General features: G+C 63.5%; 20 protein-coding genes, 1 tRNA gene and 1 riboswitch. Of the genes, 13 read left to right on the top strand and 8 right to left on the bottom strand.

All coding sequences use genetic code 11. From position 1 onward, the window contains the following. Positions 1-142: 142 nt before the first annotated feature. Complete coding sequence (locus tag AC1Q80_RS02405; protein WP_492359536.1) at positions 143-3928, bottom strand: peptidoglycan-binding protein; 3786 nt, start codon at positions 3926-3928, stop codon at positions 143-145. A 433-nt stretch (positions 3929-4361) separates the two neighbouring features. Between AC1Q80_RS02405 and AC1Q80_RS02400 the strand changes: the two genes are divergently transcribed. From AC1Q80_RS02400 to AC1Q80_RS02385, 4 genes are all read left to right on the top strand, one after another. Continuing rightward, the gene (locus AC1Q80_RS02400; RefSeq protein WP_209787660.1) at positions 4362-6158 is read left to right on the top strand and encodes an acyl-CoA dehydrogenase C-terminal domain-containing protein; all 1797 of its coding nucleotides are present in this window, start codon (positions 4362-4364) and stop codon (positions 6156-6158) included. Between the two features lie 64 nt (positions 6159-6222). Further along, positions 6223-7431 (top strand): acetyl-CoA C-acetyltransferase, encoded by a 1209-nt coding sequence (locus tag AC1Q80_RS02395; protein ID WP_077502872.1) that lies wholly within the window; start codon positions 6223-6225, stop codon positions 7429-7431. 2 nt (positions 7432-7433) lie between these two features. Beyond that, complete coding sequence (locus AC1Q80_RS02390) at positions 7434-7847, top strand: YbaY family lipoprotein (protein ID WP_173418924.1); 414 nt, start codon at positions 7434-7436, stop codon at positions 7845-7847. Between the two features lie 11 nt (positions 7848-7858). Further along, complete coding sequence (locus AC1Q80_RS02385) at positions 7859-10075, top strand: FAD-dependent oxidoreductase (RefSeq protein ID WP_209787663.1); 2217 nt, start codon at positions 7859-7861, stop codon at positions 10073-10075. A gap of 78 nt (positions 10076-10153) precedes the next feature. Here AC1Q80_RS02385 and AC1Q80_RS02380 read toward each other — a convergent pair whose 3' ends face one another. After that, positions 10154-10852, bottom strand: coding sequence for a DAPG hydrolase family protein (locus AC1Q80_RS02380; RefSeq protein ID WP_492359535.1), 699 nt, complete (start codon positions 10850-10852; stop codon positions 10154-10156). A gap of 99 nt (positions 10853-10951) precedes the next feature. Between AC1Q80_RS02380 and AC1Q80_RS02375 the strand changes: the two genes are divergently transcribed. Both AC1Q80_RS02375 and AC1Q80_RS02370 read left to right on the top strand, forming a co-directional pair. After that, positions 10952-11584: a TetR/AcrR family transcriptional regulator gene (locus AC1Q80_RS02375; protein WP_209787668.1), complete on the top strand. Its 633-nt coding sequence runs from the start codon at positions 10952-10954 to the stop codon at positions 11582-11584. A gap of 203 nt (positions 11585-11787) precedes the next feature. After that, positions 11788-12624: a methyltransferase domain-containing protein gene (locus AC1Q80_RS02370; RefSeq protein ID WP_209787670.1), complete on the top strand. Its 837-nt coding sequence runs from the start codon at positions 11788-11790 to the stop codon at positions 12622-12624. Between the two features lie 59 nt (positions 12625-12683). Here AC1Q80_RS02370 and AC1Q80_RS02365 read toward each other — a convergent pair whose 3' ends face one another. Continuing rightward, entirely contained in the window at positions 12684-13586 is a 903-nt protein-coding gene (locus AC1Q80_RS02365; RefSeq protein ID WP_173418919.1) for a DMT family transporter, read from the bottom strand. Between the two features lie 304 nt (positions 13587-13890). On the opposite strand from AC1Q80_RS02365, the gene AC1Q80_RS02360 reads away from it, so the two are divergent. Then, positions 13891-14472: a LysE family translocator gene (locus AC1Q80_RS02360; RefSeq protein ID WP_492359534.1), complete on the top strand. Its 582-nt coding sequence runs from the start codon at positions 13891-13893 to the stop codon at positions 14470-14472. An 18-nt stretch (positions 14473-14490) separates the two neighbouring features. Here AC1Q80_RS02360 and AC1Q80_RS02355 read toward each other — a convergent pair whose 3' ends face one another. Beyond that, positions 14491-14964 (bottom strand): SRPBCC family protein, encoded by a 474-nt coding sequence (locus AC1Q80_RS02355; protein ID WP_492359849.1) that lies wholly within the window; start codon positions 14962-14964, stop codon positions 14491-14493. 150 nt (positions 14965-15114) lie between these two features. Between AC1Q80_RS02355 and AC1Q80_RS02350 the strand changes: the two genes are divergently transcribed. Next, positions 15115-15624, top strand: a complete 510-nt coding sequence (locus tag AC1Q80_RS02350; RefSeq protein ID WP_209787679.1) for a winged helix-turn-helix transcriptional regulator — start codon at positions 15115-15117, stop codon at positions 15622-15624. A gap of 3 nt (positions 15625-15627) precedes the next feature. Here AC1Q80_RS02350 and AC1Q80_RS02345 read toward each other — a convergent pair whose 3' ends face one another. Then, positions 15628-16716: a calcium:cation antiporter gene (locus tag AC1Q80_RS02345; protein WP_492359533.1), complete on the bottom strand. Its 1089-nt coding sequence runs from the start codon at positions 16714-16716 to the stop codon at positions 15628-15630. Between the two features lie 182 nt (positions 16717-16898). Between AC1Q80_RS02345 and AC1Q80_RS02340 the strand changes: the two genes are divergently transcribed. From AC1Q80_RS02340 to AC1Q80_RS02325, 4 genes are all read left to right on the top strand, one after another. Then, positions 16899-17543 carry a S24 family peptidase gene (locus AC1Q80_RS02340; RefSeq protein ID WP_492359532.1) on the top strand — a complete coding sequence of 215 codons (645 nt, stop codon included), beginning with the start codon at positions 16899-16901 and terminating at the stop codon, positions 17541-17543. Between the two features lie 13 nt (positions 17544-17556). Then, entirely contained in the window at positions 17557-18390 is an 834-nt protein-coding gene (locus tag AC1Q80_RS02335) for a thermonuclease family protein (protein ID WP_492359531.1), read from the top strand. A gap of 50 nt (positions 18391-18440) precedes the next feature. After that, positions 18441-18851, top strand: a complete 411-nt coding sequence (locus tag AC1Q80_RS02330) for a tellurite resistance TerB family protein (protein ID WP_173418912.1) — start codon at positions 18441-18443, stop codon at positions 18849-18851. A gap of 97 nt (positions 18852-18948) precedes the next feature. Further along, on the top strand, positions 18949-19761 hold the full coding sequence (locus tag AC1Q80_RS02325; RefSeq protein ID WP_492359530.1) for a sterol desaturase family protein: 813 nt from the start codon (positions 18949-18951) through the stop codon (positions 19759-19761). A gap of 55 nt (positions 19762-19816) precedes the next feature. Here the strand turns inward: AC1Q80_RS02325 and AC1Q80_RS02320 are convergent, their stop codons facing one another. The 3 genes from AC1Q80_RS02320 to AC1Q80_RS02310 all read right to left on the bottom strand — a co-directional run bounded on the left by AC1Q80_RS02320 (position 19817) and on the right by AC1Q80_RS02310 (position 22088). After that, positions 19817-20650: a transporter substrate-binding domain-containing protein gene (locus AC1Q80_RS02320; RefSeq protein WP_173418910.1), complete on the bottom strand. Its 834-nt coding sequence runs from the start codon at positions 20648-20650 to the stop codon at positions 19817-19819. A gap of 185 nt (positions 20651-20835) precedes the next feature. Next, positions 20836-20910, bottom strand: a tRNA-Gly gene (locus AC1Q80_RS02315). An 80-nt stretch (positions 20911-20990) separates the two neighbouring features. Next, entirely contained in the window at positions 20991-22088 is a 1098-nt protein-coding gene (locus AC1Q80_RS02310; RefSeq protein WP_173418909.1) for a 2'-deoxycytidine 5'-triphosphate deaminase, read from the bottom strand. 74 nt (positions 22089-22162) lie between these two features. Beyond that, positions 22163-22241: riboswitch (SAM riboswitch) on the top strand. Positions 22242-22285: 44 nt separating this feature from the next. On the opposite strand from AC1Q80_RS02310, the gene AC1Q80_RS02305 reads away from it, so the two are divergent. After that, entirely contained in the window at positions 22286-23470 is a 1185-nt protein-coding gene (locus AC1Q80_RS02305; RefSeq protein WP_492359529.1) for an O-succinylhomoserine sulfhydrylase, read from the top strand. The last annotated feature ends 5 nt before the right edge of the window (positions 23471-23475 follow it).

Here is a 23475-nt window from a genome sequence, read left to right as displayed (position 1 = left end):
CGAAGGCGAGGTGGCATAGGCTTCCGTCATGCGCTCCTCAACCGGAGCTGTCAACCTTTTCAGCGACATGGCGGACAGCTTCGGCTCCGCAGAGCCTGTGGCCCGGTTCTGCGGCTTTATTGCGGCGTCGAACCCTGCCGGATCAGGAATTGCGCTTGAGCAATTCCTTCACCAGCTGGTCGGTGATTTCACCTGTCGGCTCCTGGCCGACGGATGTCTGGAAAGCCTTGATCGCGGCAACCGTCTTCTTGCCCATCTGGCCGTCCGGCTTGCCGGCGTCGAAGCCGTTGTTGTTGAGGATCGCCTGAATGTTGCGAATGGCCTTGCTCATGTCGATCGAGGCGGTCTTGTTGGCCGGGCCGATCCAGGCATCCGGCACGTCAACCGTGTTCGCCTTGGCGTCGACCGCCTGCGGCTTCCAGGCGTCAGCCTTGGCCTTGGCGCTCGAAAGCTGCTCGGGTTTCATCGCCTTGGCGACTTCGTCGCGCTTGGCGGCTGCGTCGAGATCGCCCTCGCGGGCGGCAGCGGCAAACCACTTGTAGGAAGATTCGAGATCCTGCGGCACGCCATTGCCGCGGGCATAGAGGACAGCGAGGTTGAACTGGCTGTCGCGAACGCCGAGTTCGGCCGCCTTGGCGAACCACTTTGTCGCCTCAGCGAAATCCGGCGCACCATCGCGACCGCTGGCCAGCATGACAGCGAGGTTGTGCATGGAGCTGGCGTTGCCCTGACCGGCGGCCTTCAGATAAAGGGCCTTGGCCTTGGCCGCGTCGCGCGTCAGGCCGGAGCCTTTTTCGTACATGCTGGCAAGGCGATAATCGGCCGGGGTGACCCCGGCGTCGGCAGCGCGCTGATACCATTTGGCGGCTTCCGCCAAATCTTCCTTGACGCCGCGACCTTCGGTGAAGCGCGCGCCGATTTCATAGAATGCCAGCGGGTCGCCGCCCTTGGCAGCCGTCACCAGTGCAACGGGGCCGAAGCCCTCAGGCAGAACGACGTCGGCGGGCTTAGTGACCGGCGCGAAGGTTCCTGCCTGCGTGGCATCGGCAGGGGCTGCCTGGAATGTGGAAGCGGCCGTCGGCTGCTTGACCTCCGGCACCGGCTGAAGCAGCGGAGCCTGCGCTTCGTGAGCCACCGTCGTCGATGCGGGTGTGTCTGCCGGCAGGGTCGAGACGGCAGGTGTCTGGACGGCGCTGGACGACTGCTCGACCTCATCGAGCGCCGCGCCTGGAAGTGGCGGCAACGCCTCGAGCGGTGTTTGGGTCGCAGCGGCGGCTGCTGCCGGCGCCTCGTTGCCGGCGATCTCCGCTGGCTTGGCGACAGCTGGTTGCTCGACGACGGGGCTTGCGTTCTGTTCGATGATCGCCACCGGTTCGGCAGCGGGCGCATTGCTGCCCTTCAGCATGGTGCCGACGAGCGGATAGGACATGATCGCCAGCAGCACGGCGCCGACGGCCATCAGGATCGGCCGGCGATGACGGGCAAAGGCACCACCGATGCCGCTGGCAGCCCCACCGTCCTTGGTCTTGTTGAGCGTATCGGCTTCCTCGACCGCCAGCTGTGCTGCCCGGCGGGCCGCTGCAATGAAGTCGGCCTTGTCGCCGTCAGCAGGTTGTTTGCCGCCACGGTTCATCTGGCCGGCGCGCACGCGCTCGAGGATCTTCTTGACGTCGGGAACGCCGGAGCCGGGCTCCAGCAACTGATTGGCCTCTTCCGGCGCCAGCATCTCCGAGGGGTCGATGGACGGGGCGGGCTCGACCAGCTGTCTTGTCTGCTCCGGAGCCGGTTCGCCGCGCTTTGCCGAGAAGCGCCGGGTCAGACCGGCAAGCAGGCCAGTGCGGGGGGAAGCCGGCTGTTCGCGCCCGCCATCGGGCTCGATGGTCGAAACCTGGCCGTCGTCGCCGGCAAAGGCGGTTGCATGGGCAGAGGCGGTCGCGGCGGCGATGACGCCGTCGTCTTCCGCCTGCAGGGCGCGGACATTGCGCTGCAGATCCTGATAGCGATCATCGAGGTCGGCGCCCGTGAACGGATCGGTGAATTCCGGCTGCATCGCCTTGGGCATGACAGGCATTTCGCGCGCCACCGGCGCCTCGTAATGCGCCGAAGCCATGGCGGGCTCGCGTCCCTCGATGCGCTCGAGCTTATCGGCGATATGAACGAGGGTTTCGTGCAGCGCCTCGAAGGTGCGCGCCGTGCGCTCCTCGCTGGAGCGGCTCAGATCTTCAAGGGTGCGCAGGTCGTCGGCGAGGGCCGAGATCGCCGCGAGATCGCCGCCCCCTGACGACTGCGGCATGCCGCGCTTGGAGTAGGCCTCCATCACCGCTTCGGCCGCCTGACGGGCGGCCTCGACGATATACTCGTCGCTGGTGGCGAAATAATCTTCGAGCGCATTCATGCGGCTCTCGAATTCCACCGGCATGGCAGCGGCCTCGGCACGAGGCTGGCTGACGAGGGTCGAAAGATTGGCGATCTGCGCTTCGAGATTGTGCAGGGCGGCGCGGTCGTCGAAGGGCGCCGCATAGGTTTCTTCCAGCCGCTGGGCGATGCCGGCGAGACGGTCTTCCAGCCGGTCGAAACGCGGATCGGAGACCGGTTGGGCGCTCAGCGTGTCGAGGTCGTCGATGCGGCGGGCAAGATAGTCGAGCCGCTCGGCCAGCGCGTCGTTGACGCTGCCCTGGTCGAGGGCCTCGATCTTGCGGGAAATGTCGTTGAGGTAACCGGTCAGATCCGGCTGGGCGTTGCGGTGGCTGCGCTCCATCATCAGGGAAAGCTGATCCAGGCGCTCTTCGAGGCCGGCGGCCGCTTTCTCGCTGGCGAGATCCTCGACGCGGGCAGCCAGCGCCTCCAGGCGGGCACCAAGACCGGTGTCAACCGGGCGTGAAAGGCCGTCGATCTGCCGCGAGAGATCGCCAAGGCGGCTCTCCAGGCGATTGGTAAACCCGCTGTCCGCGCTGCTGGCGGTGCGGCTGTTGGCGGCGATCGCCCGGCTGATTTCGTCGAGGCGCGTATCCAGATCGGCAAACTGCGATACCAGACGACGGTCATCGGGCTGTATCTGGCGGCCGAGCATCTCGATTGCCTGGGCAACCGCGATCATCTTGTCTTCAAGCACGTCGACAGCAGAGCTGTTGCCGAGCGCACCGATCTGCGACTTGATTTCGTCGAGCCTGTAGGCCAGCGCCACCAGCTCGTCATCGCGGTTCTGATCGAAGGCGATCAACCGATCCTCGACGCCGTTCCAGCGGCTTTCCATCCGGCGAACGCTGTCTTCGCGCGCCAACCCGTCGATCATCGTGCGCAGATCGTCGAAATCACCACGCAGCGCATCGGCCTGGGCGGGCGATGCCTGGCGGCCGAGCTGTTGGATGCTGTCGGCAAGGCGCTGCATGTCGCCGCGCACGTCCTCGGCAAAGCTGTGATCTTCCGCCTGCGCCTTGATGCCGCGAATTTCGGCGCGCAAGGAGTTCATTTCGCGAGTGAGGCCATCGGTGATGTCGCGCTTCAGATCCTGGCGCAAGCCGACAAGCGCCTCGGCGATATCGTTGACGGCAGCTTGCGGCCGGGCGATGGGGGCGCGGACCGGCTGCGACCTGATATCGTCGACATAACGCTCGGGCTCGCGATGGGCCAGGCGCTCCGGCTCGCGCTGCGGCACGCGGTCTCTCAGAGGCGGCCGCTCGCGCGCGGTGCTCAGTGACCGCTGACGCTGCATGATTTCGGAAACGGCATCACGGGGGGATGGGATATCGCGGGGGGCGACACGTTCGCGCTCGACCGGACGAGCCGGCTGTTCGCGGCTCGCGCTGTTCATCAACCCTTCGATCCGGGCCTCCAGACCCTCGATCGTGCGGTTCAGGGAGTCCAGCGAGGGTCGCTCGCCATAGCTCTGGGTGCCAGCGCGCTGAGGATTTGATCGCGATCCATTCATTGTGCTCTTCGCCCCTGTCCGTCGGCCATCTCGAAAGTCGCCACGGAAGGAAACGGCTTCCTTCACCCCTGCGGCACTTCCGACGTGGGCAAAGCTACAACAATGCGAGGACCGGACCGGTTGCAGCTTTGACCATCTCAACACGCACCTTTCATTAAACGTGGTAAACAACCGGTTAACTGCTGCGGATTTTTTAACGATTTGGCAGGGGTAGGCGATGGAGAGTGCGGCGCGGCAGCGATTTCAGCGCCCAGCCAGCGACAAACGAAACTTCGATCGCGCGTTATTTTTGACGTTTACGCAAACGTCAAAATTTTGTAGCATCCTGCCAACGATGCGAGGCCGCCCTCAGATGGCGGTGCATCCGGCATGTTGCAACCGGACGTCGGCCACGTGGAGGCGGCGATCCGAAAGCGAAAAAGGCGAGGAAAGAATGCCCACCTACAAGGCACCGGTCGACGATACCCTCTTCATTCTGAACGACGTGCTCGGCATCGAGCGATACAACAACCTGCCCGGCTTTGCCGATGCGACGCCCGACATGATCGAGGCGATCATCGGCGAAGCTGCCAAGCTTGCGGAAGAAGTGCTGTTCCCAGTCAACCTTTCCGGCGACCAGGAAGGTTGCAAGCGGCGTGAGGACGGTTCGGTCAGCGTGCCCAAGGGCTTCAAGCAGGCCTTCGACCTCTACCGCGAAGGCGGTTGGCTCGGGCTTTCCGTGCCGGAGGAATTCGGCGGCCAGGGCCTGCCCTACACGCTGCACACCGCCGTCGGCGAATACATGTCTTCGGCCAACATGGCACTGACGATGTATCCCGGCCTCACCCAGGGCGCGATCGCCGCGATCCTGGTACACGGCTCGGACGAGCAGAAGAAGGCCTACCTGCCGAAGATGGTGGACGGCACCTGGACCGGCACCATGAACCTGACGGAGCCGCATTGCGGCACCGACCTCGGTCTCCTGCGCAGCAAGGCCGTTCCAAATGGGAATGGCGCCTACAAGATTTCCGGCCAGAAAATCTTCATCTCCGCCGGTGAACACGACATGTCGGACAACATCATCCATCTGGTGCTTGCCCGCATCGAGGGCGCGCCGGAAGGCGTGAAGGGCATTTCGCTGTTCATCGTGCCGAAGTTCAAGCTGAACGGTGACGGCGAACCGGGCGAGCGCAATGGCGTTTCCTGTGGCGCCATCGAGCACAAGATGGGCATCCACGGCAACTCGACCTGCGTCATGAACTATGACGAAGCCGAGGGCTACCTCATCGGCACGGAGAACAAGGGCCTCAACGCCATGTTCGTGATGATGAACGAAGCCCGGCTCGGCGTCGGCCTCCAGGGCCTGTCGATCGCCGAAACCGCCTACCAGAACGCCGCCAACTATGCCCGCGACCGCATCCAGGGCCGCTCGCTCTCCGGCCCGAAAGCTCCTGACAAGAAGGCTGACCCGATCATCGTCCACCCGGACGTGCGCCGCACGCTGATGACGATCCGCGCCTTCAACGAGGCCGGCCGCGCGTTTACGCTCTGGACTGCGCTCAAGTCCGATATCGCCCATCGCTCCGACAATGAAACCGACCGCCAGTCGGCCGACGACATCCTCGGCCTGATGACGCCGATCCTTAAGGGCGTGCTCACCGACAAGGGCTTCGACCACGCGGTCATGGCGCAGCAAATGTTCGGCGGCCACGGCTACATCGAAGAGCATGGCATGAGCCAGTATGTCCGCGATGCCCGCATCGCGATGATCTACGAAGGTGCCAACGGCATTCAGGCGCTCGACCTCGTCGGCCGCAAGCTGGGCTTGAACGGCGGCCGCGCCGTCATGGCGCTGTTCAAGGAAATCGGCGATTTCTGCGAAGAAAACCGCGGCAACGAGAAGCTGTCCGCCTATACCAAGGCGCTGAAGAAGGGCCTCAACGACCTGCAGGCGTCCACGATGTGGTTCATGCAGAACGCCATGGCCAAACCCGACAATGCGGGTGCCGGCTCGACCGACTACATGCACCTCTTCGGCCTCGTGGTGCTCGGCTACATGTGGGCGAAGATCGCCAAGACGGCAGAGGAAAAACTGGCCTCTGGCGAAACGGCACGCGCGGACTATCTGAAGAACAAGCTGATCACCGCGACCTTCTTCATGGAAAGGATCCTGCCGGAAACGGCGCTGCGCAAGGCCCGCATCGAGACCGGCGCCGACACCGTGATGGCGCTCGACGCGGCCGCGTTCTGAGCCGTTCGATTTCAAACTGTTTGACGGGCGGCACCGGATGGTGCTGCCGAAAGGGAGATGAGACATGACGAAAGTCTTCGTTTACGACCACGTGCGCACGCCGCGCGGCCGTGGCAAGAAGGACGGATCGCTGCACGAAGTGCCGTCCGTTCGCCTTGCGGCCAAGATGCTGGAGGCCGTGCGTGACCGCAACGGGCTCGATACGGCGACCGTCGACGACATCATCATGGGTTGCGTCGATCCGGTCATGGATGCCGGCGCTGTGATCCCGAAGGCCGCCGCCTTTGAAGCGGGCTATTCCACCCGGGCACCCGGCATGCAGATCTCGCGCTTCTGCGCATCGGGTCTCGATGCCGTCAACTTCGGCGCGGCGAAGATCGCCCAGGGCGCCGACGATATCGTCATTGCCGGCGGCGTCGAATCGATGTCGCGCGTCGGCCTCGGCATGTCCGGCGGCGCCTGGTTCATGGATCCCTCCGTCAACCTGCCGGGCTATTTCATGCCGCAGGGCGTGTCCGCCGACCTGATCGCCACCAAATACGGTTTCAGCCGCGACGACGTCGATGCCTATGCGGTCGAAAGCCAGAAGCGCGCCGCCCATTCCTGGGAAAAGGGCTACTTCAAGAAGTCCGTCGTCCCCTTCAAGGACCAGAACGGCCTCACCATTCTCGACCGCGACGAGCACATGCGTCCCGGCACCGACATGCAGGCGCTCGCCTCGCTCAACCCGTCGTTCCAGATGCCGGGCGAAATGGGCGGCTTTGAAGCCGTCGGCATCCAGGCGCATCCGGAGATCGAGAAGATCAACTACGTGCACCATGCCGGCAACTCCTCGGGCATCGTCGACGGTGCTGCCGCCGTGCTGCTCGGCTCCAAGGCCGGCGGTGAAAGCATGGGGCTCAAGCCCCGCGCCCGCATCCGCGCTTTCGCCAATATCGGCTCCGATCCGGCGCTGATGCTGACCGGCCCGGTCGACGTCACCGAGAAGCTGCTCAAGCGCGCCGACATGAAGCTCTCCGACATCGACCTCTTCGAGCTCAACGAGGCCTTCGCCGCGGTCGTGCTGCGCTACATGCAGGCCTTCGACATTCCGCACGACAAGATCAACGTCAACGGCGGCGCGATCGCCATGGGCCATCCACTCGGCGCGACCGGCGCAATGATCCTCGGCACCGTGCTCGACGAGCTGGAGCGGCGCGATCTCAACACCGCGCTGGTGACGCTGTGCATCGGCGCTGGCATGGGCACCGCCACGATCATCGAAAGGGTCTGACGATGGATGCGACCCGCCGCACACTTCTCGGACTGATGAGCCTGGGGCTGCTTGCAGTCTCGGCTTGCGTGTCCGACGAGGAGGAAGGCGGCGACAGCTTCACGCTGACCGGTGCGATCACCAATGTCGCCAATGGCCCGGTTCCGGCCGGCACCGTCACCATCCGGCTCGAGGAGCAGGGCGTGATGGATGTGGCCGCCAAGCTGATTGCCGAGACTTCCGTGTCGAGCGACGGCAAGGCGAACCGCGTGCCCTTCGTGCTGCAGGTGCCGAAACCCGAACTCGACAAGGCTGTCGATGCAGGCTTCACCATCCGCGTCGAGCGCGACGGCAGGCTGATCGCCACCAACACCACCAAACAACGTTACAGCGGCGGATCGAACATCTCGCTGCGCATCGAACCCATTCTCTACTGAGGGGGAGAACCATGACGAATTATACCAATTTCAAGATCGAGACCGATGCCGACGGCATAACCCTTGTCACCTGGGACATGCCCGAGAAGTCGATGAACGTCTTCACCCAGGAGGTGATGGAAGAGCTGAACGCCATCGTCGACGCGACGACGGCCGATGCCGCCGTCAAGGGCGTCGTCTTCACGTCGGGCAAGTCGTCGTTCTCCGGCGGCGCTGACCTTTCGATGATCAAGTCGATGTTCACCTTCCAGCAGGAAGAAAAGAAGAAGGATCCGGCCAATGCCGCCCAGAAGCTTTTCGACCTCGTCGGCCGGATGACCGGTCTCTTCCGCAAGCTCGAAACCTGCGGCAAGCCATGGGTTTCGGCGATCAACGGCACCTGCATGGGCGGCGCCTTCGAGCTTTCGCTCGCCTGCCACGGCCGTGTCGCCTCGAACTCCAAGTCGGTCAAGATCGCGCTGCCGGAAGTCAAGGTCGGCATTTTCCCGGGCGCCGGCGGCACCCAGCGCGTGCCGCGCCTGACCAATGCGCAGGACGCGCTGCAGATGATGACGACAGGCTCGTCGCTGACGGCAGCCCGCGCCAAGGCGATGGGCCTGGTGCATGAAGTGGTCGACCCCGACAAGCTGGTCGATGCCGCCAAGGCAATGATCAAGAACGGCCTGAAGCCGGTCCAGCCCTGGGACGAAAAGGGCTACAAGGTGCCCGGCGGCGGTATCTGGACGCCGGCGTCCGCCCAGCTCTGGCCGGCCGCTTCCGGCATCCTGCGTCGCGAGACGCAAGGCAACTATCCCGGCGCCATCGCGATCCTCAAATGCGTCTATGAAGGCCTGCAGGTTCCCTTCGACACCGCGCTCAAGATCGAACAGCGCTACTTCACCGAGATCCTGCAGACGACCGAAGCCTTCTCGATGATCCGTTCGCTGTTCGTCTCGATGCAGGAACTCGGCAAGGGCGCCCGCCGCCCCGCCGGCGTGCCGAAATCCGAGTTCAAGCATGTGGGCGTCGTCGGCGCCGGCTTCATGGGCGCCTCGATCGCTTATGTGACGGCTGCCGCCGGCATCGCCGTGACACTGATCGACCGCGACATGGAAGCGGCGACAAAAGGCAAAGCCCATTCGGAAGGCCTGGTGAAGGAGTCCGTCGGCAAGGGCCGCCTGACCATGGAAGAAGGCGAAGCGCTGCTTTCCCGCATCACGCCATCTGCCGACTACAACGACCTGAAGGATGTCGGTCTCGTCGTCGAAGCCGTGTTCGAAGACCGACAGGTCAAGAAAGACGTGATCGAGAAGGTCGAGTCCGTGATCGGCGAAGGCACTATCTTTGCCTCCAACACCTCGACGCTGCCGATCACCGGCCTTGCCAAGAATTCCAAGCGTGCCGGCCAGTTCATCGGAATCCACTTCTTCTCGCCGGTCGAGAAGATGATGCTGACGGAAGTGATCCTCGGCAAGGAGACAGGCGACAAGGCGCTCGCGACAGCACTCGACTATGTCGCCGCGATCAAGAAGACGCCGATCGTCGTCAACGACACGCGCGGCTTCTACGTCAACCGCTGCGTCTTCCGCTACATCCACGAAGCCTATGACATGCTGATCGAAGGCGTGCCGCCGGCGATGATCGAAAATGCCGCCAAGATGGCTGGCATGCCGGTCGGGCCGCTGTCGCTCAACGACGAAGTCGCGATCGACCTCAGCCAGAAGATCCTGAAGGCCACCGTTGCCGATCTCGGCGAAAAGGCCGTCGATCCCAAGCACATGGCGCTGATCAACAAGATGGTCGACGATCTCGACCGCCGCGGCCGCAAGAACGGCAAGGGCTTCTACGAGTATCCGGCAAAGCCGGCGAAGAAGTATCTGTGGCCGGAGCTGAAGACGCTCTATCCGCAGAAGAACGCCGACAAGATCGACGTCGAGGTGCTGAAGAGCCGCTTCCTCGCAACGATCGCGCTCGAAGCCGCCCGCACCATGGAAGAAGGCATCGTTACCGATCCGCGCGAAGCCGACGTCGGCTCGATCCTCGGCTTCGGTTTTGCGCCCTACACCGGCGGCACGCTCTCCTACATCGACGGCATGGGCGCCAAGGCCTTCGTCGCGCTGTGCGAGAAGCTCGCCAAGGACTATGGCAACCACTTCAAGCCGACAGCGCTCTTGAAGGAAATGGCCGAGCGTGGCGAGACCTTCTACGGCCGCTTCGACCCCTATGGCGAGAAGAAGCAGGCGGCTTAAGCAGCCTCTGGGCAAACATGCAGACAGGCTCCTCGCGGAGCCTGTTTTCGTTTCGGGGCACGGATAACCTGCCCTCGGTTACCACAATACCGGCACATCAGCGCGATTGGCCGGATCGGCCCAGTAGAGCGACGGTAGCACTTTGGCGAGATAGCTGAACTCGGTGTAGCAGTGCTGCAGGAGGCCGAGGCCTATGGCATCCGGCACAGGATGGCTTACGCCAGCGTCCAGGCCGAGAACAAAGCGGCTGCGCAGCACCGCGCCCTGGTCGGTATCGCGCACGACATGCACCATCTGGCCGTCGCGCGGATCGCCGTTTTCATCCAGACGCACTTGCTCGCCGAACCCAATGCGGGCGTAAACGGCGGCGGAGGCGCGGCCGGTCGTCATCGCCTGGTCGAACATGCCCTGACCAAAAACCTCGCCCGGTTCATGAAACTTGATGACTGCGGGCACCGGCGGAATATCGCCGAGACTCTCGACCGCGCGGATGGTGGCGCCGACATAACGCTCTCCCTTGATGCGATGCGCGTCCCAGCCGTTGTGGGCGACGTGATCGAGCGGGTGCCACCAGGACAGGTGTTCCGTTGTGTCGAAATGCTTGAACCACCAATCGAGCATTCGGCCCTTGCAGCCGGGAAGCTCGGTCCTGACGGCGACCACGAGGGCGCCGGTCTCGAGCCGGCTGATGCCGGTTTCGAGCCGCATAGGCACAGGATCCAGTAAGTCGGTGACAAAGCCGATACCGGCGCGGGCGTGATCGGTACTGACAGACATGTTTCATCCTCTTATGTGAGAAATCAATTTAGGAAACGTTGTACGTTTCCTAAATATCCACTATGCCTGTCGGCGAGATTTGTCAAACGGAGCCATGCCTTGCCGACGACAGAGGCGGAGACGCAAAAACGACGGGGCCGGCCGGCAAGGCCGGAAGAGGCACTCGCCGCGGCCGTGATCGCTGCTGCAACGAAATTGATGCTCCAGCACGGCTATGCCGCGATGACGATGGAGGCGGTCGCCAGACAGGCCGGCGTCGCCAAGAAGACGGTCTACCGCTTTGCCGGCGACCGGGAGGCGCTGTTCGGCCTGATCGTGAAAAACTGGACGGATACGTTCCTGCCCGCTTTCACGACCGAGGCGGCAAGTGCCGAAGAGGTGCCGGCGATCCTGGAGGCGATCCTGTCGACCATTGCGCAGCGGGTGCTTTGCGAGGACGCAGTCGGACTGTTCCGGCTGCTCGTCGGTGACATCCCGGCGCGAGAGGAGATCCTTTCGATCTACGATCGCAACGGGGTCGAGCGTTCGCGAGCGCTGCTGGCCGACTGGCTCGCCCGTCACAAGGCGCGCGGCCTCATCGATGTGGCCGATGCGACGATGGCGAGCGACCTGATCCTGTCCATGGTGATCGCCGAACCACTGCGACGCATGGCACTCGGTCTGGTGGCCCCGGTTCCGGCGACGGATATCCGTCCGCGGATCACGGTGGCGTTGGCGCTCCTGCGCCTCTAGGACCAAACGAGCAAGCCATGACGCTCGGCTTGTTTGTCGTCAACACGGCTTTTGCCTCCGAACGGAGCAAGGAGTTGCGGGCCCAGAGACACGCGCGAGCGGTGCGCCACGACCTTCGCACTAACCAGAATCCGCCGACGCCGCGAACGTTGACGGGCGAATTGTGCAGGCGCATCCTCCTGTCGACCAGAGGGGGAGACGCCATGAGCGAGCCTGATCTCTATCTGCTTGGACGCGCCGGGCCCGAGGAAGAACGGTTGAAACGGCAGATCGCCAATCTCGCGCCAGACTCGGACCAACAGCTCGAGCGGATCGGTATTCGACCGGGTGAACGCGTGCTCGATCTCGGCTGCGGTCCCGGCGGCGTGCTGCATCTGCTCGGCAAACGCGTGGGGCCGACCGGCTCTGTGCTTGGCATCGAGCGCGATGCCCACTTCGTCGAGCTGGCGCGTCGGTTCGTCGCGAGCCATGCCTTGCGACAGGTCGAGGTGCGAGAGGGTGACGCCTACGCCACCGGCCTGCCGCGCGGTTCCTTCGATGGTGCCCATATGCGCCTGGTGCTCGTCAACGTGCCCGAGCCGGAACGCATCGTGCGCGAGATGGTTTCCCTGGTGAAACCGGGCGGCTGGATCGCCAGCTTCGAGGCCGATTTCCTCGCCCATGTCTGCGATCCGCCGCTTGCCGCCTGGGATCGGCTTCTGGCCGCCTATGTCGCGTATTCGGCGGCGCGCGGCATCGACCTGCATATCGGCCGCCGCACACAGCGGCTCTTCCGCGAGGCTGGCGTCGAGGCGCTCAGCACGGATGCGGTCGTCCACGTCTATCCGCCCGGGCATGACCGGCGGCCGATCCTGCGCGATTTCATCGCCAATGTCCGCGAGGGCCTTGTCGATGAAGGCTTCATCGGCCGCGCCGAACTCGAAGTCGAACTACAGGCGTTGGATCGGCACCTCGCCGATCCCTCGGTCCTCGTCACCTCGCACCTGTTCTTCCGGGTGAGCGGTCGTATTCCCGGCATGCGGGAGGCCTCGGGACGCTGAAAGACCAGAAGCCCCGGCTGCTTTTCCTTTTTTGATGCGACGCCTGCAGGCGTCGGCCGTTACGCCTGGGGGCCTACACCCTGAACGGCAACAGCACGCCGATGCGCAAGACGCTCGCCGACGATGATCGTCACCCCCGCGATAAAGATCAGCCCGGCGCCGGCAAAGACGTTGGTGGCGGGAATATCGCCCCAGATCAGGAAGCCGAGCCCGAAGGCCCAGACGAGCGAGGTGTATTCGAACGGGGCAATCACCGAGATCGGTGCCCGCCGCATGCCCTCAAACATCGCATATTGCCCGATGCCGGCAATGACGCCGGTACCCGCCATCAGCGCGACGTCAAACAGCGCCGGCGGCGTCCAGAAGAAGCCGACGGCAACACCGGTCATGCCGATGAAGAAGACGTTGGAGATCGTCATCTGCGTCAGCGTCGTTTCCTGCAGGGCGGTCTTGCGCAGCATCACCGTGCCAATTGCCCAGAAGACGGCGGCCATCAGCGCCAGGAAGACCGGCAGGGACAGTTTCATGCCGGTTCCGAGCGGATCACAGGCAATCAACACGCCGACGAAGCCGAGCAGCACCGCGAACCAGCGGATCGGCGGCACGTCTTCCTTCAGGATCGGCACGGCCAAGAGCGTCACCACGATCGGCGCGGCATAGTAGAGCGTGGTCATCTCGGCGAGACCGAGATCGCGGGCGGCATTGAAATAGGACAGCCAGGCGGCGAGCAGCAACAGGTTGCGCACGAACAGCGGCTTGATGACGGGCGACGAGATCGCCCGGCGCACCAGTTTGCCCCGGCCGATCACCAGGCAAAGCAGGAGAATGGTGATGCTGCGGGTGAACAGGATCTGCCAGACCGAGTAGCCGACCACCAGCCATTTGACCGACGCATCCTGCAGCGAGAACAGGAAATAGGAAAACGTCGTCATCACGATGCCGGAAAGCACTGTCTTGTTCATGGAAAACCCCGAAGGCAGCCGGGAGAGAAGGCGGCAGCGCCCGTCTGATAGCGTGCCGCCGTTGTGCGTGGAAGAGGTGCCGACAGCCAGCCCTGTCGCGAAATCTTGGTGTGGCGCTACGGCCAGGACTTGATGGAGATCAAGACCTCGGGCCGGCCGCGTCGCTACAGAGGGAGAAACGGGGCGGGGTCGCCCATCCCGGGTGCCGCAGAATGCCTCAGTCCCGCGCCAACTGGACGGTATGCAGATTGACGCGCAATGTTGTAGATGACGGCTCTATTGCCGCGAAACCGGATCTTCAAAGATGCAGCCGCTCGCCTTCACCCTCGCCGCCCTCGTGCTTCTGGCCACACCCGGCCCGACCAACACGTTGCTTTGGCTTTCGGGAGCATCCGCCGGCTTCAAGCGCTCGACTCCGCTGCTTCTGGGCGAACTCGGCGGCTATCTCTCGGTGATCATTCCGGCCGTGGCGTTGCTGGCGCCGTTTCTGGCGGCACATCCGCAGATCGGGCTGGCGCTCAGGATCGTTGCGGCGTGCTGGGTGCTCTTCCTTGCCTACGCACTCTGGACCACCGGCGACGACAGCCGGACCTCGACCGACATCACCATTCGGCACGTGTTCGTGACGACGCTGCTCAATCCCAAGGCCCTGATCGTGGCACTGGTGCTTCTGCCGCAGACGGGCCTTGCAGCGACGCTGCCCTGGATTGCCGGGTTTTCGCTGCTGGTTGTTGTCGGCGGTTCGCTCTGGATCGGCGCCGGAGCCATGCTCGTGCAGCTCTCGCGTGGCGCGCGAACGTCGCGTCTGCCGCGCCGCATTGCCGCCGTCTGTCTCGCCGTGTTTTCCTTCGGCATTGCCGGCAGCGCGCTGGCCGCGCTCGCCTGACACCAGTCGCCAATCGGATCAGGCGGCAGCCTCAGCCTCGCCCAGTTCGGTGCCAAGCGCCGTGATCAATTCTTCCCAACCTTGCCGGCGATACTCAACCTTGTCGAACCCGTCGAGAAAGGCGGCCTGCTCGGTGAAGACGATGCGCGCGCCGGCGCCATGCGGCTGGATATCGACCGTTGCCACCGAAGCAGAAATCCGCCGCTCGTTCTGCGCCATGGTATAGGCCGAGATGATGCGCCGGTTCTCGACGATGTCCAGGTAGATGGTGTCGTTGGTATAGAAGGTCTTGCCGTCCTTGCTGAACCGGCCGCTCTCGCATCCGCCGACGCGGAAGTCATGGCTGTATTCGGCAACGGGCCAACCATCGGCCTTGACGAACCAGCGGTCGTGCGTTGCCGGATCGGCAAAGGCACGAAAGACCTGCTCGGGCGTCGCCTTGAAAACCCGCTCGATAGTGAAGCTTGCATGTTCCACGGAATTGGCGCTCATCATTTTCTCCTCCTCCTCGTTCCGTCCTGAAGGGACGGTGCACGCGTTCCATCGCCCGCACTCGCCCCACCGGAAACTGCTTTCATTTCAAAAGCAGTTGCAAGGTAATTCCACTGCTGCAATAATGCAAGCAGTATTGAAGAGGTCCCCATGAAAGACGATCATCGCTCCGGCTGCCCGATCAATCTCTCGCTCGAGGTTTTCGGCGACAAATGGAGCCTGCTGATCATCCGCGACATGATCTTCGGCGGCAAAAGGCATTTCCGCGAACTGCTGCGATCGCAGGAAGGCATCTCCTCGAACATTCTCGCCGATCGGCTTAAGATGCTGGTCGACGAGGGCATGCTGACCAAGACCGACGACCCGACGCACAAGCAGAAGGCGATCTACAGCCTCACCGAGATGACCATCGCGCTGGTGCCGATCATGGCGCATCTGGGCGCCTGGGGGCGACGCTACTTAGCTGTGAGCGAAGAGCTCAGCATCCGGGCCGAACTGATGGAAACCGGCGGCCCCGATCTCTGGGACCGCTTCATGGACGAGCTTCGCTGTGAGCATCTCGGCCTGCCCCTCGACGGCCCGCCGCGCGTGCGCGCCACCCTGCAGGCAGCCTATGAGGATGTCATCGCAAGGAAGACCCGGGAAGGCGTTGTCGCCTGACGGCTACAAACCGATGATCGAGAGCATGACGAAGGTGGCAAACAGCACGAAATGCGTCATGCCCTCTATGGCGTTGGTCTGGCCGTCATTGAGGTTGATCGCCGCTACGATCAGCGTGATCGCCACCATCACCGTCTGCGCCGGCGACATCGCCATGATGAAGGGCTGGCCGGTGTAAAGCGCGATCGCCTCCATCACCGGAACGGTGAGGATAACGGTCGATAGCGAGGCGCCCAGCGCGATATTGACGACCGCCTGCATGCGATTGGCAAGTGCCGCGCGCATGGCCGTCATGATCTCGGGTGATGCCGAGATGGCCGCAACGACGATGGCGGCGACCGCCGGTGGCGCGCCGCTCCCCTTGAGACCGGTTGCCAAAAGCCCCGACATGATTTCGGCAAGCACGCCGATCAGCACCACGCCGAGCAGAAGGATGATGATCGACGGCACGACCGGCTCGTCAGGTTCGTCGGCAGCAGCATTTCCGTCACTTTTTGCCCTGGGATAGCTGTAGCTGAAGAAGTAGCTGTGCACCCCCACCTGCATGCGCAGGAACAGCGTGTAGAGCATGATCATCGCGCCGATGGTGAAGGCCGAATAGAAATGCCATTTCGAGGCCGGCACGAATTCCGGCACGACCATCGAAATCCCCATCGCCGTCAGGATCATGACACTATAGGTGCGCGCCGAATTGTCGTTGTAGGGCTGTTCGCCATGTTTCAGCCCGCCAAGCAATGCGGCGAGACCGAGAATGCCGTTGATATCGAGCATCACAGCGGAATAGATCGTATCGCGCACCAGCGTTGGAGAGCTCTCGCCGGTCATCATGATCGCCAGGATGATCACTTCCACCAGCACGGCGGAAAGCGTCAGGATCATCGTGCCATAGGGATCGCCGACCTTTGCCGCCAGAACTTCGGCATGGTGCGCAACCCGCATCGACGCCAGCACGATGGCGGCCACCAGCGCTGCCGCCCCGACAAGGGAAGCGGTCTGCCCCATCTCAAGCACGCGGTGTTCCAGCACAAAACCGGCGACCGCGGCAAGGAACGCGGCGAGCAGCAGACGTTCGGATTTCAGCACCTCCAACACATCAGCCCCTCGCCGGCCAAACCCAAGCAACGATAAGGACTATAGAAGCAGGAAACTCTATTTCAATCGGAGCGAACAAGGATTATTTTCCTCCTTGTTCTTTACCATCCCGGCGCGCTTGGCTAATCTACTGGCCAACACAGGCATAGCGGCCGTCGCTCACCTGCCCGGACCAGACATTCATGCTGTCACACAACACAATCTGGCACGCCATAGACGCCCTGGCCGAGCGCCATCAGCTCTCGCCATCAGGGCTTGCGCGCCGCGCCGGGCTCGACCCGACGTCCTTCAACAAATCCAAGCGCCAGTCCGCCGATGGCCGCGAGCGCTGGCCGTCGACGGAATCGATTGCCAAGGTGCTGGATGCCACCGGCGCCACCATCGACCAGTTCATGGCGCTGATGCGGCCGGACGCGATCCGAAGCGAACCTTACAAGGGCGCCATACCGCTGATCGGCTTTGCCCAGGCCGGCGCCGGCGGCTTCTTCGACGATGGCGGGTTTCCCGCCGGCCAGGGCTGGGACGTCGTCGATTTCCCGGCGGGCGCCGAGCGGCGCGACGGCATCTATGCGCTGGAGATCCAGGGCGACAGCATGCTGCCGCTCTATCGCGATGGCGACGTGCTGATCGTCGACCCTGGCGCGCAGGTCCGGCGCGGCGACCGCGTCGTGGTCAAGACCCGCGAAGGCGAGGTCATGGCGAAAATCCTGATGCGGCATACTCCGCGCAACATCGAACTGCTATCGCTCAACCCGGAACATCCCAACCGGAGTTTCGAAATGAGCGAAGTCGAATGGATCGCCCGGATCATCTGGGCCAGCCAATAGGACATCTTTCCTGATGCGGCAGCAACTGATCACTCTTGCAGGCGGGATTGCCGCCCTGGCGCTCTATACCGGCATCCTCTATGCGGGTGCTGCGACGATCCGCGACCGCGAAAGTTCTGCCTCGCCGGACTTCGTGCTGGAAACGCCCGACATGGGGGAAGCGGAACCTTCGGTCGCGCCTGAAGACGTGCCGTTCGACATGTCCGACCCCCAGGCAGCCGACACGGCGCCCGATGCAGGCAGCCAAGGCAAAAGCAGCTCCCACGCTACCGAGACCACAGCCCGCGCAATCGAACCGCAGCAGTTCGGGCTGCCCGACGAAGTGACGACGAAGCCGCTCGAACGCATCGAGCCGCGCAAACCACTGTCGGACACGTCCAAGGACAAGCCGCAGGCGCCGACGATCCTCCTGCAGCCGGTGGCGCTCACCGCCGGTCTCATCCGCTTCGACAAGATGACGTTGCAGCTCGACGGCATCGAGCCGGAGGCGGCGGAACGGACCTGCGAAAGCGGCGGCAAGAGCTGGCCCTGCGGCATGGTCGCCCGAACGGCGTTTCGCAATTTCCTGCGCGCCCGGGCGGTCAGCTGCGACATTCCCGGCGACGGAACGGGCGACATCGTCACCGCGCACTGCACCGTCGGCGGCCAGGACCTGGCAGCTTGGCTCGTCGCCAACGGCTGGGCGACGCCGTTGGCCGGCTCGGCGCTCGAAGAGCAAGCCGAAGCGGCGCGCAAGGCAAAGGTCGGATTTTACGGCGACGATCCGCGCGATTTTCGCCAGACGCCGATGCCGTTCGACGATCCGAGCGCGGCAGCGACGATGGACGAACCGGCACCGGACTTGTAAGGAACGGCGAAGCACACCAGTTCTTTGCAACCACTTGCCGGAAAGCCGTCATGCCCCCCAGCCTCAGCCAGCACGAAGCCCTTGTCTATGTCATGGTGATGATGTCGGCGGTCGACCGGGAGATGAGCGACGACGAGTTCGCGCGCATCGGCAGGCTGGTGCAGTTTCTTCCCGCCTTCGAAGGCTTCGACGAGGACCAGCTCGTGCTCGTCGGCCACGAATGCGCCGCACAACTCGCCGCCCCCGAGGGTCTCGACATCGTGCTCGAGATCGTGCGCGAAGCCCTGCCCGAGCGGCTGCACGAAACCGCCTATGCACTTGCCGTCGAGATTGCGGCCGCAGACCAGCGCATCCGCAACGAGGAAATCCGTTTGCTTCAGCTGCTGCGCGATCGCCTGGGCCTCGACAAGCTTACCTGCGCTGCAATCGAGCGCGGTGCTCTTGCCCGTTTTCGCAAGTAACGGCGCCCACGCGACCTGCTCACGTCAACGTGTCTTGGCGCAGCGCCGCCGAAGCATGATATCGCTTCACAGAAAGACGGCAGCGAGGGCGTAACGGATGCAGCTTTTCGGCGTGACAGAACCCCTGTGGCGCCTTGCGGCCTTTCTCTCGGTCTTTGCCGCCATGGCGGTGCTCGAACTTTGGCACCCGCGGCTGGAGCGGCCGGAGTTGCAAAAGGCGCTGAAGGCACGCCGCTGGCTTACCAACCTCTCCATTCTGGTCCTGTCTTCGCTTTCGCTGCGGCTGATCTTCCCGGCTGCGGCGACCGGTGCGGCATTCTGGGCCGGGGCGCGGGGATACGGTCTGCTACCTGCACTGAGCATTCCCCCGCTCGTCGCCGGCGTGATCGCCTTCGTCGTGCTCGACTTTGCCATCTGGCTGGAACACGTCGCCTTTCACAAGGTTCCGCTCTTCTGGCGGATGCACCGGGTCCATCACGCCGACCCGGGCGTCGATCTGACCACGGCTTTGCGGTTTCACCCGCTGGAGATCATCGTCTCGATGGCCTGGAAGATCGCGATCGTCGTCGCGCTCGGGGCGCCTGCCGTCGCCGTTCTCTTGTTCGAGATCGTGCTCAACGCTGCTGCCATGTTCAACCACGCCAATCTGCGGCTGCCGCCCCACCTCGACCGGGCACTGCGGCCGCTGATCGTCACGCCCGACATGCACCGCATCCACCACTCGACCGAGCGCTCGGAGACAGATTCGAACTACGGCTTCAACCTGGCGATCTGGGACCGGCTGTTCTCGACCTATACCGACCGGCCTAGACGGGGCGACGAGGCGATCGAAACGGGGCTCACCGACTATGGGCGCAGTGCGCCGACCAGGTTGTTGTGGTCGTTGCTCCTGCCGTTCCGGCGTAACTGATCAAAGCATGTTGCGCAAAAGTGCGCAGCGGTTTTGCGCGGACGACATACGGGCTTCAGTAGATGCCGTTCGGGAAATAGCGCAGGTAAATCTCGTCGAGCCTGCCGCTGCGTGAAAGAGCCAGCAGGGCGTGATCGATCGCTTGCGTCAGCGCCGGCTCGGCCTTTCGGTTCATGATCGTCAGGCCTTCCCCCAGAAAGCGCTGCGAGAAATAGGCACCATCGACAAGCCCGCAGCATCCCGCAGCAGCGCCGCCCGACACCCAGAAGGAAAGCTGCATGCCGTCTGAAAAGACGGCCGCTACCTCGCCCTTCTGCAGGGCGGCGAGCATCGCATCACGATCCGGAAAGACCTTGGCCTCGAGCTTGGGGAAGAAAGCCCTGAACATCACCTCGTGGGTGGTGCCGGAAACAACGCCGACCACTTTGCCCTTGAGGCCCGATGGGTCCGTGACCGCGCCGGCCGCCTTGGTGTTGACGGCGAAGCGCGCGGGAAGCCGCATGAACGGCCTGGAGAAGCCGAAGCGCTGGCGCAGTTCCGGACTGACGGCGATGCCGGCTGCGACCGCCTCGCCCTGGCCTTCTTCCAGCGCCGGCAGCAGCTCGGCATAGGTCACCGCCTGGATCTGGCATTTGGCTTCGATATCGAGTTCGCGGCAGATCTCGCGCACCAGGTCGACATGGAAACCCGAAAGTTTGCCCGACTGGTCGATGAAGTTGAACGGCGGGAAATCCACCGTCGTCAGGAACCTGAGCCGCGCAAGGCCGGTAAGGTCCGGCTTGGCGATGCGCTCACGCGCATCGAACAGATTGGGCAGGTCCTTGGGCTGGGCGGCAAGCGGCGCCGCGATCAGATAGACGCAGAGGGCCAGCAGTCGGTGAATTTTCATGGGCAAGGGCCAGCGCGTCTCTTCGTGATGCCATACGGCCTGCAAAGCCGCGGATGATTCATGGGTGACGCGGAGATTAGCCGGATGGAACCGGGCTGGCTACTGGCTTCGGCGCGTTGCGGGTCGGTCCGTAGCACGCAGGGATGCCAGCTTAAAGCCTGGCTGGCTGTTACTGAAGAGAAAAGTGGAGCGGGTGATCGGGATCGAACCGACGACATCAAGCTTGGGAAGCTGGCGTTCTACCACTGAACTACACCCGCAGCGTTTCGGAAACTTCCTCAACCGCATGCATCTGTCAAGCACCGTTGCGCCGCGCCGACGCGCAACGGCACTTTTTCTGTTACTCCGCGTGGAAATGCTTGGAGAGCTTGAGGCCCTGCGCCTGATAGTTGGAGCCGAGACCGAGGCCGTAAAGCCCTGCCGGACGTTCAAGCATATGCTCATAGACCAGCCGACCGACGATCTGGCCATGCTCGAGGATGAAGGGCACCTCGTGGCTGCGCACTTCGAGTACGGCGCGACTGCCGGTTCCGCCGGCTGACGCATGCCCGAAGCCCGGGTCAAAGAAGCCGGCATAGTGCACGCGGAACTCGCCGACCAGCGGATCGAACGGGGTCATCTCGGCAGCATAAAGCGGCGGAACGTGCACGGCTTCGCGCGACACCAGAATGTAAAACTCGTCGGGATCGAGGATCAGCTCGTCACGGCCGCGGCTATAGAGCGGCTCCCAGAAGTCGAAGACCGCGTGCTGCGCCTTCTTGTCGACATCGACGACGGCGGTGTGATGCTTGCCGCGATAGCCGATCAGCCCGTCCGGGCCGGTGCCCTTGAGATCGATCGACAGCGCGATGCCGCCGCCGCTGACATTGGGCTTTTCGCTTGCAACCAGCACGTCGCTTTCATGCAACGCCAGCAGTTCCTGCTCGGAGAGCAGCGCCTGGCCGGTGCGGAAGCGGATCTGCGACAGGCGCGAACCACGCCTGACGACGATCGGAAAGGTGCGCGGGCTGATTTCGAGATAGAGCGGTCCGCGATAGCCGGCCGGGATCTTGTCGAACTCCTGGGCGCGATCGGTGATGACGCGGGTGAAGATGTCGAGGCGACCGGTGGAGCTCTTCGGGTTGGCGGACGCCGACATGGTTTCCGGCAGGTCCAGGCTCTCCATCAACGGCACGATATAGACGCAGCCGGTCTCCAGCACCGCACCTTCGGAGAGATCGACGACATGCAGCTTCAGCCGATCAAGCTTGTCGGCAACGAGGTGCGACGGGCCCGGCATGAAGCTTGCGCGCACGCGAAACGCCTTGGCGCCGAGGCGCAGATCGAGGCTTGCCGGCTGGATCTGATCGGCATCCAGCGCCTTCTCGCTTTTCAAGCGTCCGGCTTCAAACAACGCGGCGATCGCGCGGTCGGCCAAAATCCCAGTCTCGCGGCCCATTTCGATCCTCTTTTCAGTTGCGAGACAAAACCAAACTCCAGGAATTGACGCAAGCGCACCCAAGCAGTATTGGAGCTTTATCCCGTGGTGATTTGGCCGGTCGGCTTGCAGCCACGTTAAACAAGTAGCTAAAAAGGCCGGGTATCAAACCGGCCCTTCACGCGGCCGGTTTTTTTGTTTTTGAAGGTGATCGTCACATGAGCAAAAACTGGCGCCCGGCAACCCAACTCGTCCACGGAGGAACGACCCGCTCCCAGCACGGCGAGACGTCCGAAGCAATCTTCCTCACCCAGGGCTTCGTCTACGAGACATCCGAGGCGGCGGAAGCGCGCTTCAAGGGCGAGACCGAAGGCTTCATCTATGCCCGGTACGGCAGCCCGACCAACGACATGTTCGAAAAACGCATGTGCATGCTGGAAGGCGCCGAAGATGCGCGCGCCACGGCATCGGGCATGGCCGCAGTCGCCGCCGCCATTCTCTGCCAGCTGAAGGCCGGCGATCACATCGTTGCTGCCCGCGCCCTCTTCGGCTCATGCCGCTGGGTGGTCGAGACGCTGGCGCCGAAATACGGAATCGAATGCACGCTGGTCGATGGACGCGATCTCGCCAACTGGGAAAAGGCAATCCAGAAGAACACCAAGGTCTTCTTCCTCGAAAGCCCGACCAACCCGACGCTCGAAGTCATCGACATTGCCGGCGTTGCCAAATTGGCCAACCAGATCGGCGCCAAGGTCGTGGTCGACAACGTCTTCGCCACGCCGCTGTTCCAGAAGCCGCTTGAACTGGGCGCTCATATCGTCGTCTACTCGGCCACCAAGCATATCGACGGCCAGGGCCGGTGCCTCGGTGGCGTGGTTCTGTCCGACAAGGACTGGATCAACGAGCATCTGCACGATTACTTCCGCCACACCGGCCCGGCAATGTCGCCGTTCAACGCCTGGACGCTGCTGAAGGGCATCGAGACCCTGCCGCTGCGCGTCAAGCAGCAGACGGAGAATGCCCGCCGCGTCGCCGACTTCCTGGCCGAGCAGCCTCAGATCGCCAAGGTGATCTACCCGGGCCGCAAGGACCACCCGCAGGCCGACATCATCGCCAAGCAGATGACCGGCGGCTCGACCCTCGTCGCCTTCGAACTCAAGGGCGGCAAGGACGCGGCCTTCGCGCTGCAGAACGCACTGCAGATCGCCCGCATTTCCAACAATCTCGGCGACAGCAAGAGCCTGATCACGCATCCGGCAACGACGACGCACAAGAACCTGACCGACGAGGCGCGCGACGAGCTCGGCATCTCCGCCGGCACAGTGCGTTTCTCCGCCGGCATCGAGGACAGCGATGACATCGTCGAGGACTTCGCCCGCGCGCTGAAGAGCGTCAAGGCCTGACATCG

It is taken from the genome of Ensifer sp. GW823-FHT05D09, from assembly GCF_058795755.1.
Note: the sequence above shows the minus strand (reverse complement) of the source record. Positions and strands in the feature narration are given on the sequence as shown.

Excerpts from the sequence above, each read along its gene's own strand:
- AC1Q80_RS02405 (WP_492359536.1), bottom strand. The coding sequence starts at position 3,928 with ATGAATGGATCGCGATCAAATCCTCAGCGCGCTGGCACCCAGAGCTAT.
- AC1Q80_RS02400 (WP_209787660.1), top strand. The coding sequence starts at position 4,362 with ATGCCCACCTACAAGGCACCGGTCGACGATACCCTCTTCATTCTGAAC.
- AC1Q80_RS02395 (WP_077502872.1), top strand. The coding sequence starts at position 6,223 with ATGACGAAAGTCTTCGTTTACGACCACGTGCGCACGCCGCGCGGCCGT.
- AC1Q80_RS02390 (WP_173418924.1), top strand. The coding sequence starts at position 7,434 with ATGGATGCGACCCGCCGCACACTTCTCGGACTGATGAGCCTGGGGCTG.
- AC1Q80_RS02385 (WP_209787663.1), top strand. The coding sequence starts at position 7,859 with ATGACGAATTATACCAATTTCAAGATCGAGACCGATGCCGACGGCATA.
- AC1Q80_RS02380 (WP_492359535.1), bottom strand. The coding sequence starts at position 10,852 with ATGTCTGTCAGTACCGATCACGCCCGCGCCGGTATCGGCTTTGTCACC.
- AC1Q80_RS02370 (WP_209787670.1), top strand. The coding sequence starts at position 11,788 with ATGAGCGAGCCTGATCTCTATCTGCTTGGACGCGCCGGGCCCGAGGAA.
- AC1Q80_RS02365 (WP_173418919.1), bottom strand. The coding sequence starts at position 13,586 with ATGAACAAGACAGTGCTTTCCGGCATCGTGATGACGACGTTTTCCTAT.
- AC1Q80_RS02360 (WP_492359534.1), top strand. The coding sequence starts at position 13,891 with ATGCAGCCGCTCGCCTTCACCCTCGCCGCCCTCGTGCTTCTGGCCACA.
- AC1Q80_RS02355 (WP_492359849.1), bottom strand. The coding sequence starts at position 14,964 with ATGAGCGCCAATTCCGTGGAACATGCAAGCTTCACTATCGAGCGGGTT.
- AC1Q80_RS02350 (WP_209787679.1), top strand. The coding sequence starts at position 15,115 with ATGAAAGACGATCATCGCTCCGGCTGCCCGATCAATCTCTCGCTCGAG.
- AC1Q80_RS02340 (WP_492359532.1), top strand. The coding sequence starts at position 16,899 with ATGCTGTCACACAACACAATCTGGCACGCCATAGACGCCCTGGCCGAG.
- AC1Q80_RS02335 (WP_492359531.1), top strand. The coding sequence starts at position 17,557 with ATGCGGCAGCAACTGATCACTCTTGCAGGCGGGATTGCCGCCCTGGCG.
- AC1Q80_RS02330 (WP_173418912.1), top strand. The coding sequence starts at position 18,441 with ATGCCCCCCAGCCTCAGCCAGCACGAAGCCCTTGTCTATGTCATGGTG.
- AC1Q80_RS02325 (WP_492359530.1), top strand. The coding sequence starts at position 18,949 with ATGCAGCTTTTCGGCGTGACAGAACCCCTGTGGCGCCTTGCGGCCTTT.
- AC1Q80_RS02320 (WP_173418910.1), bottom strand. The coding sequence starts at position 20,650 with ATGAAAATTCACCGACTGCTGGCCCTCTGCGTCTATCTGATCGCGGCG.
- AC1Q80_RS02310 (WP_173418909.1), bottom strand. The coding sequence starts at position 22,088 with ATGGGCCGCGAGACTGGGATTTTGGCCGACCGCGCGATCGCCGCGTTG.
- AC1Q80_RS02305 (WP_492359529.1), top strand. The coding sequence starts at position 22,286 with ATGAGCAAAAACTGGCGCCCGGCAACCCAACTCGTCCACGGAGGAACG.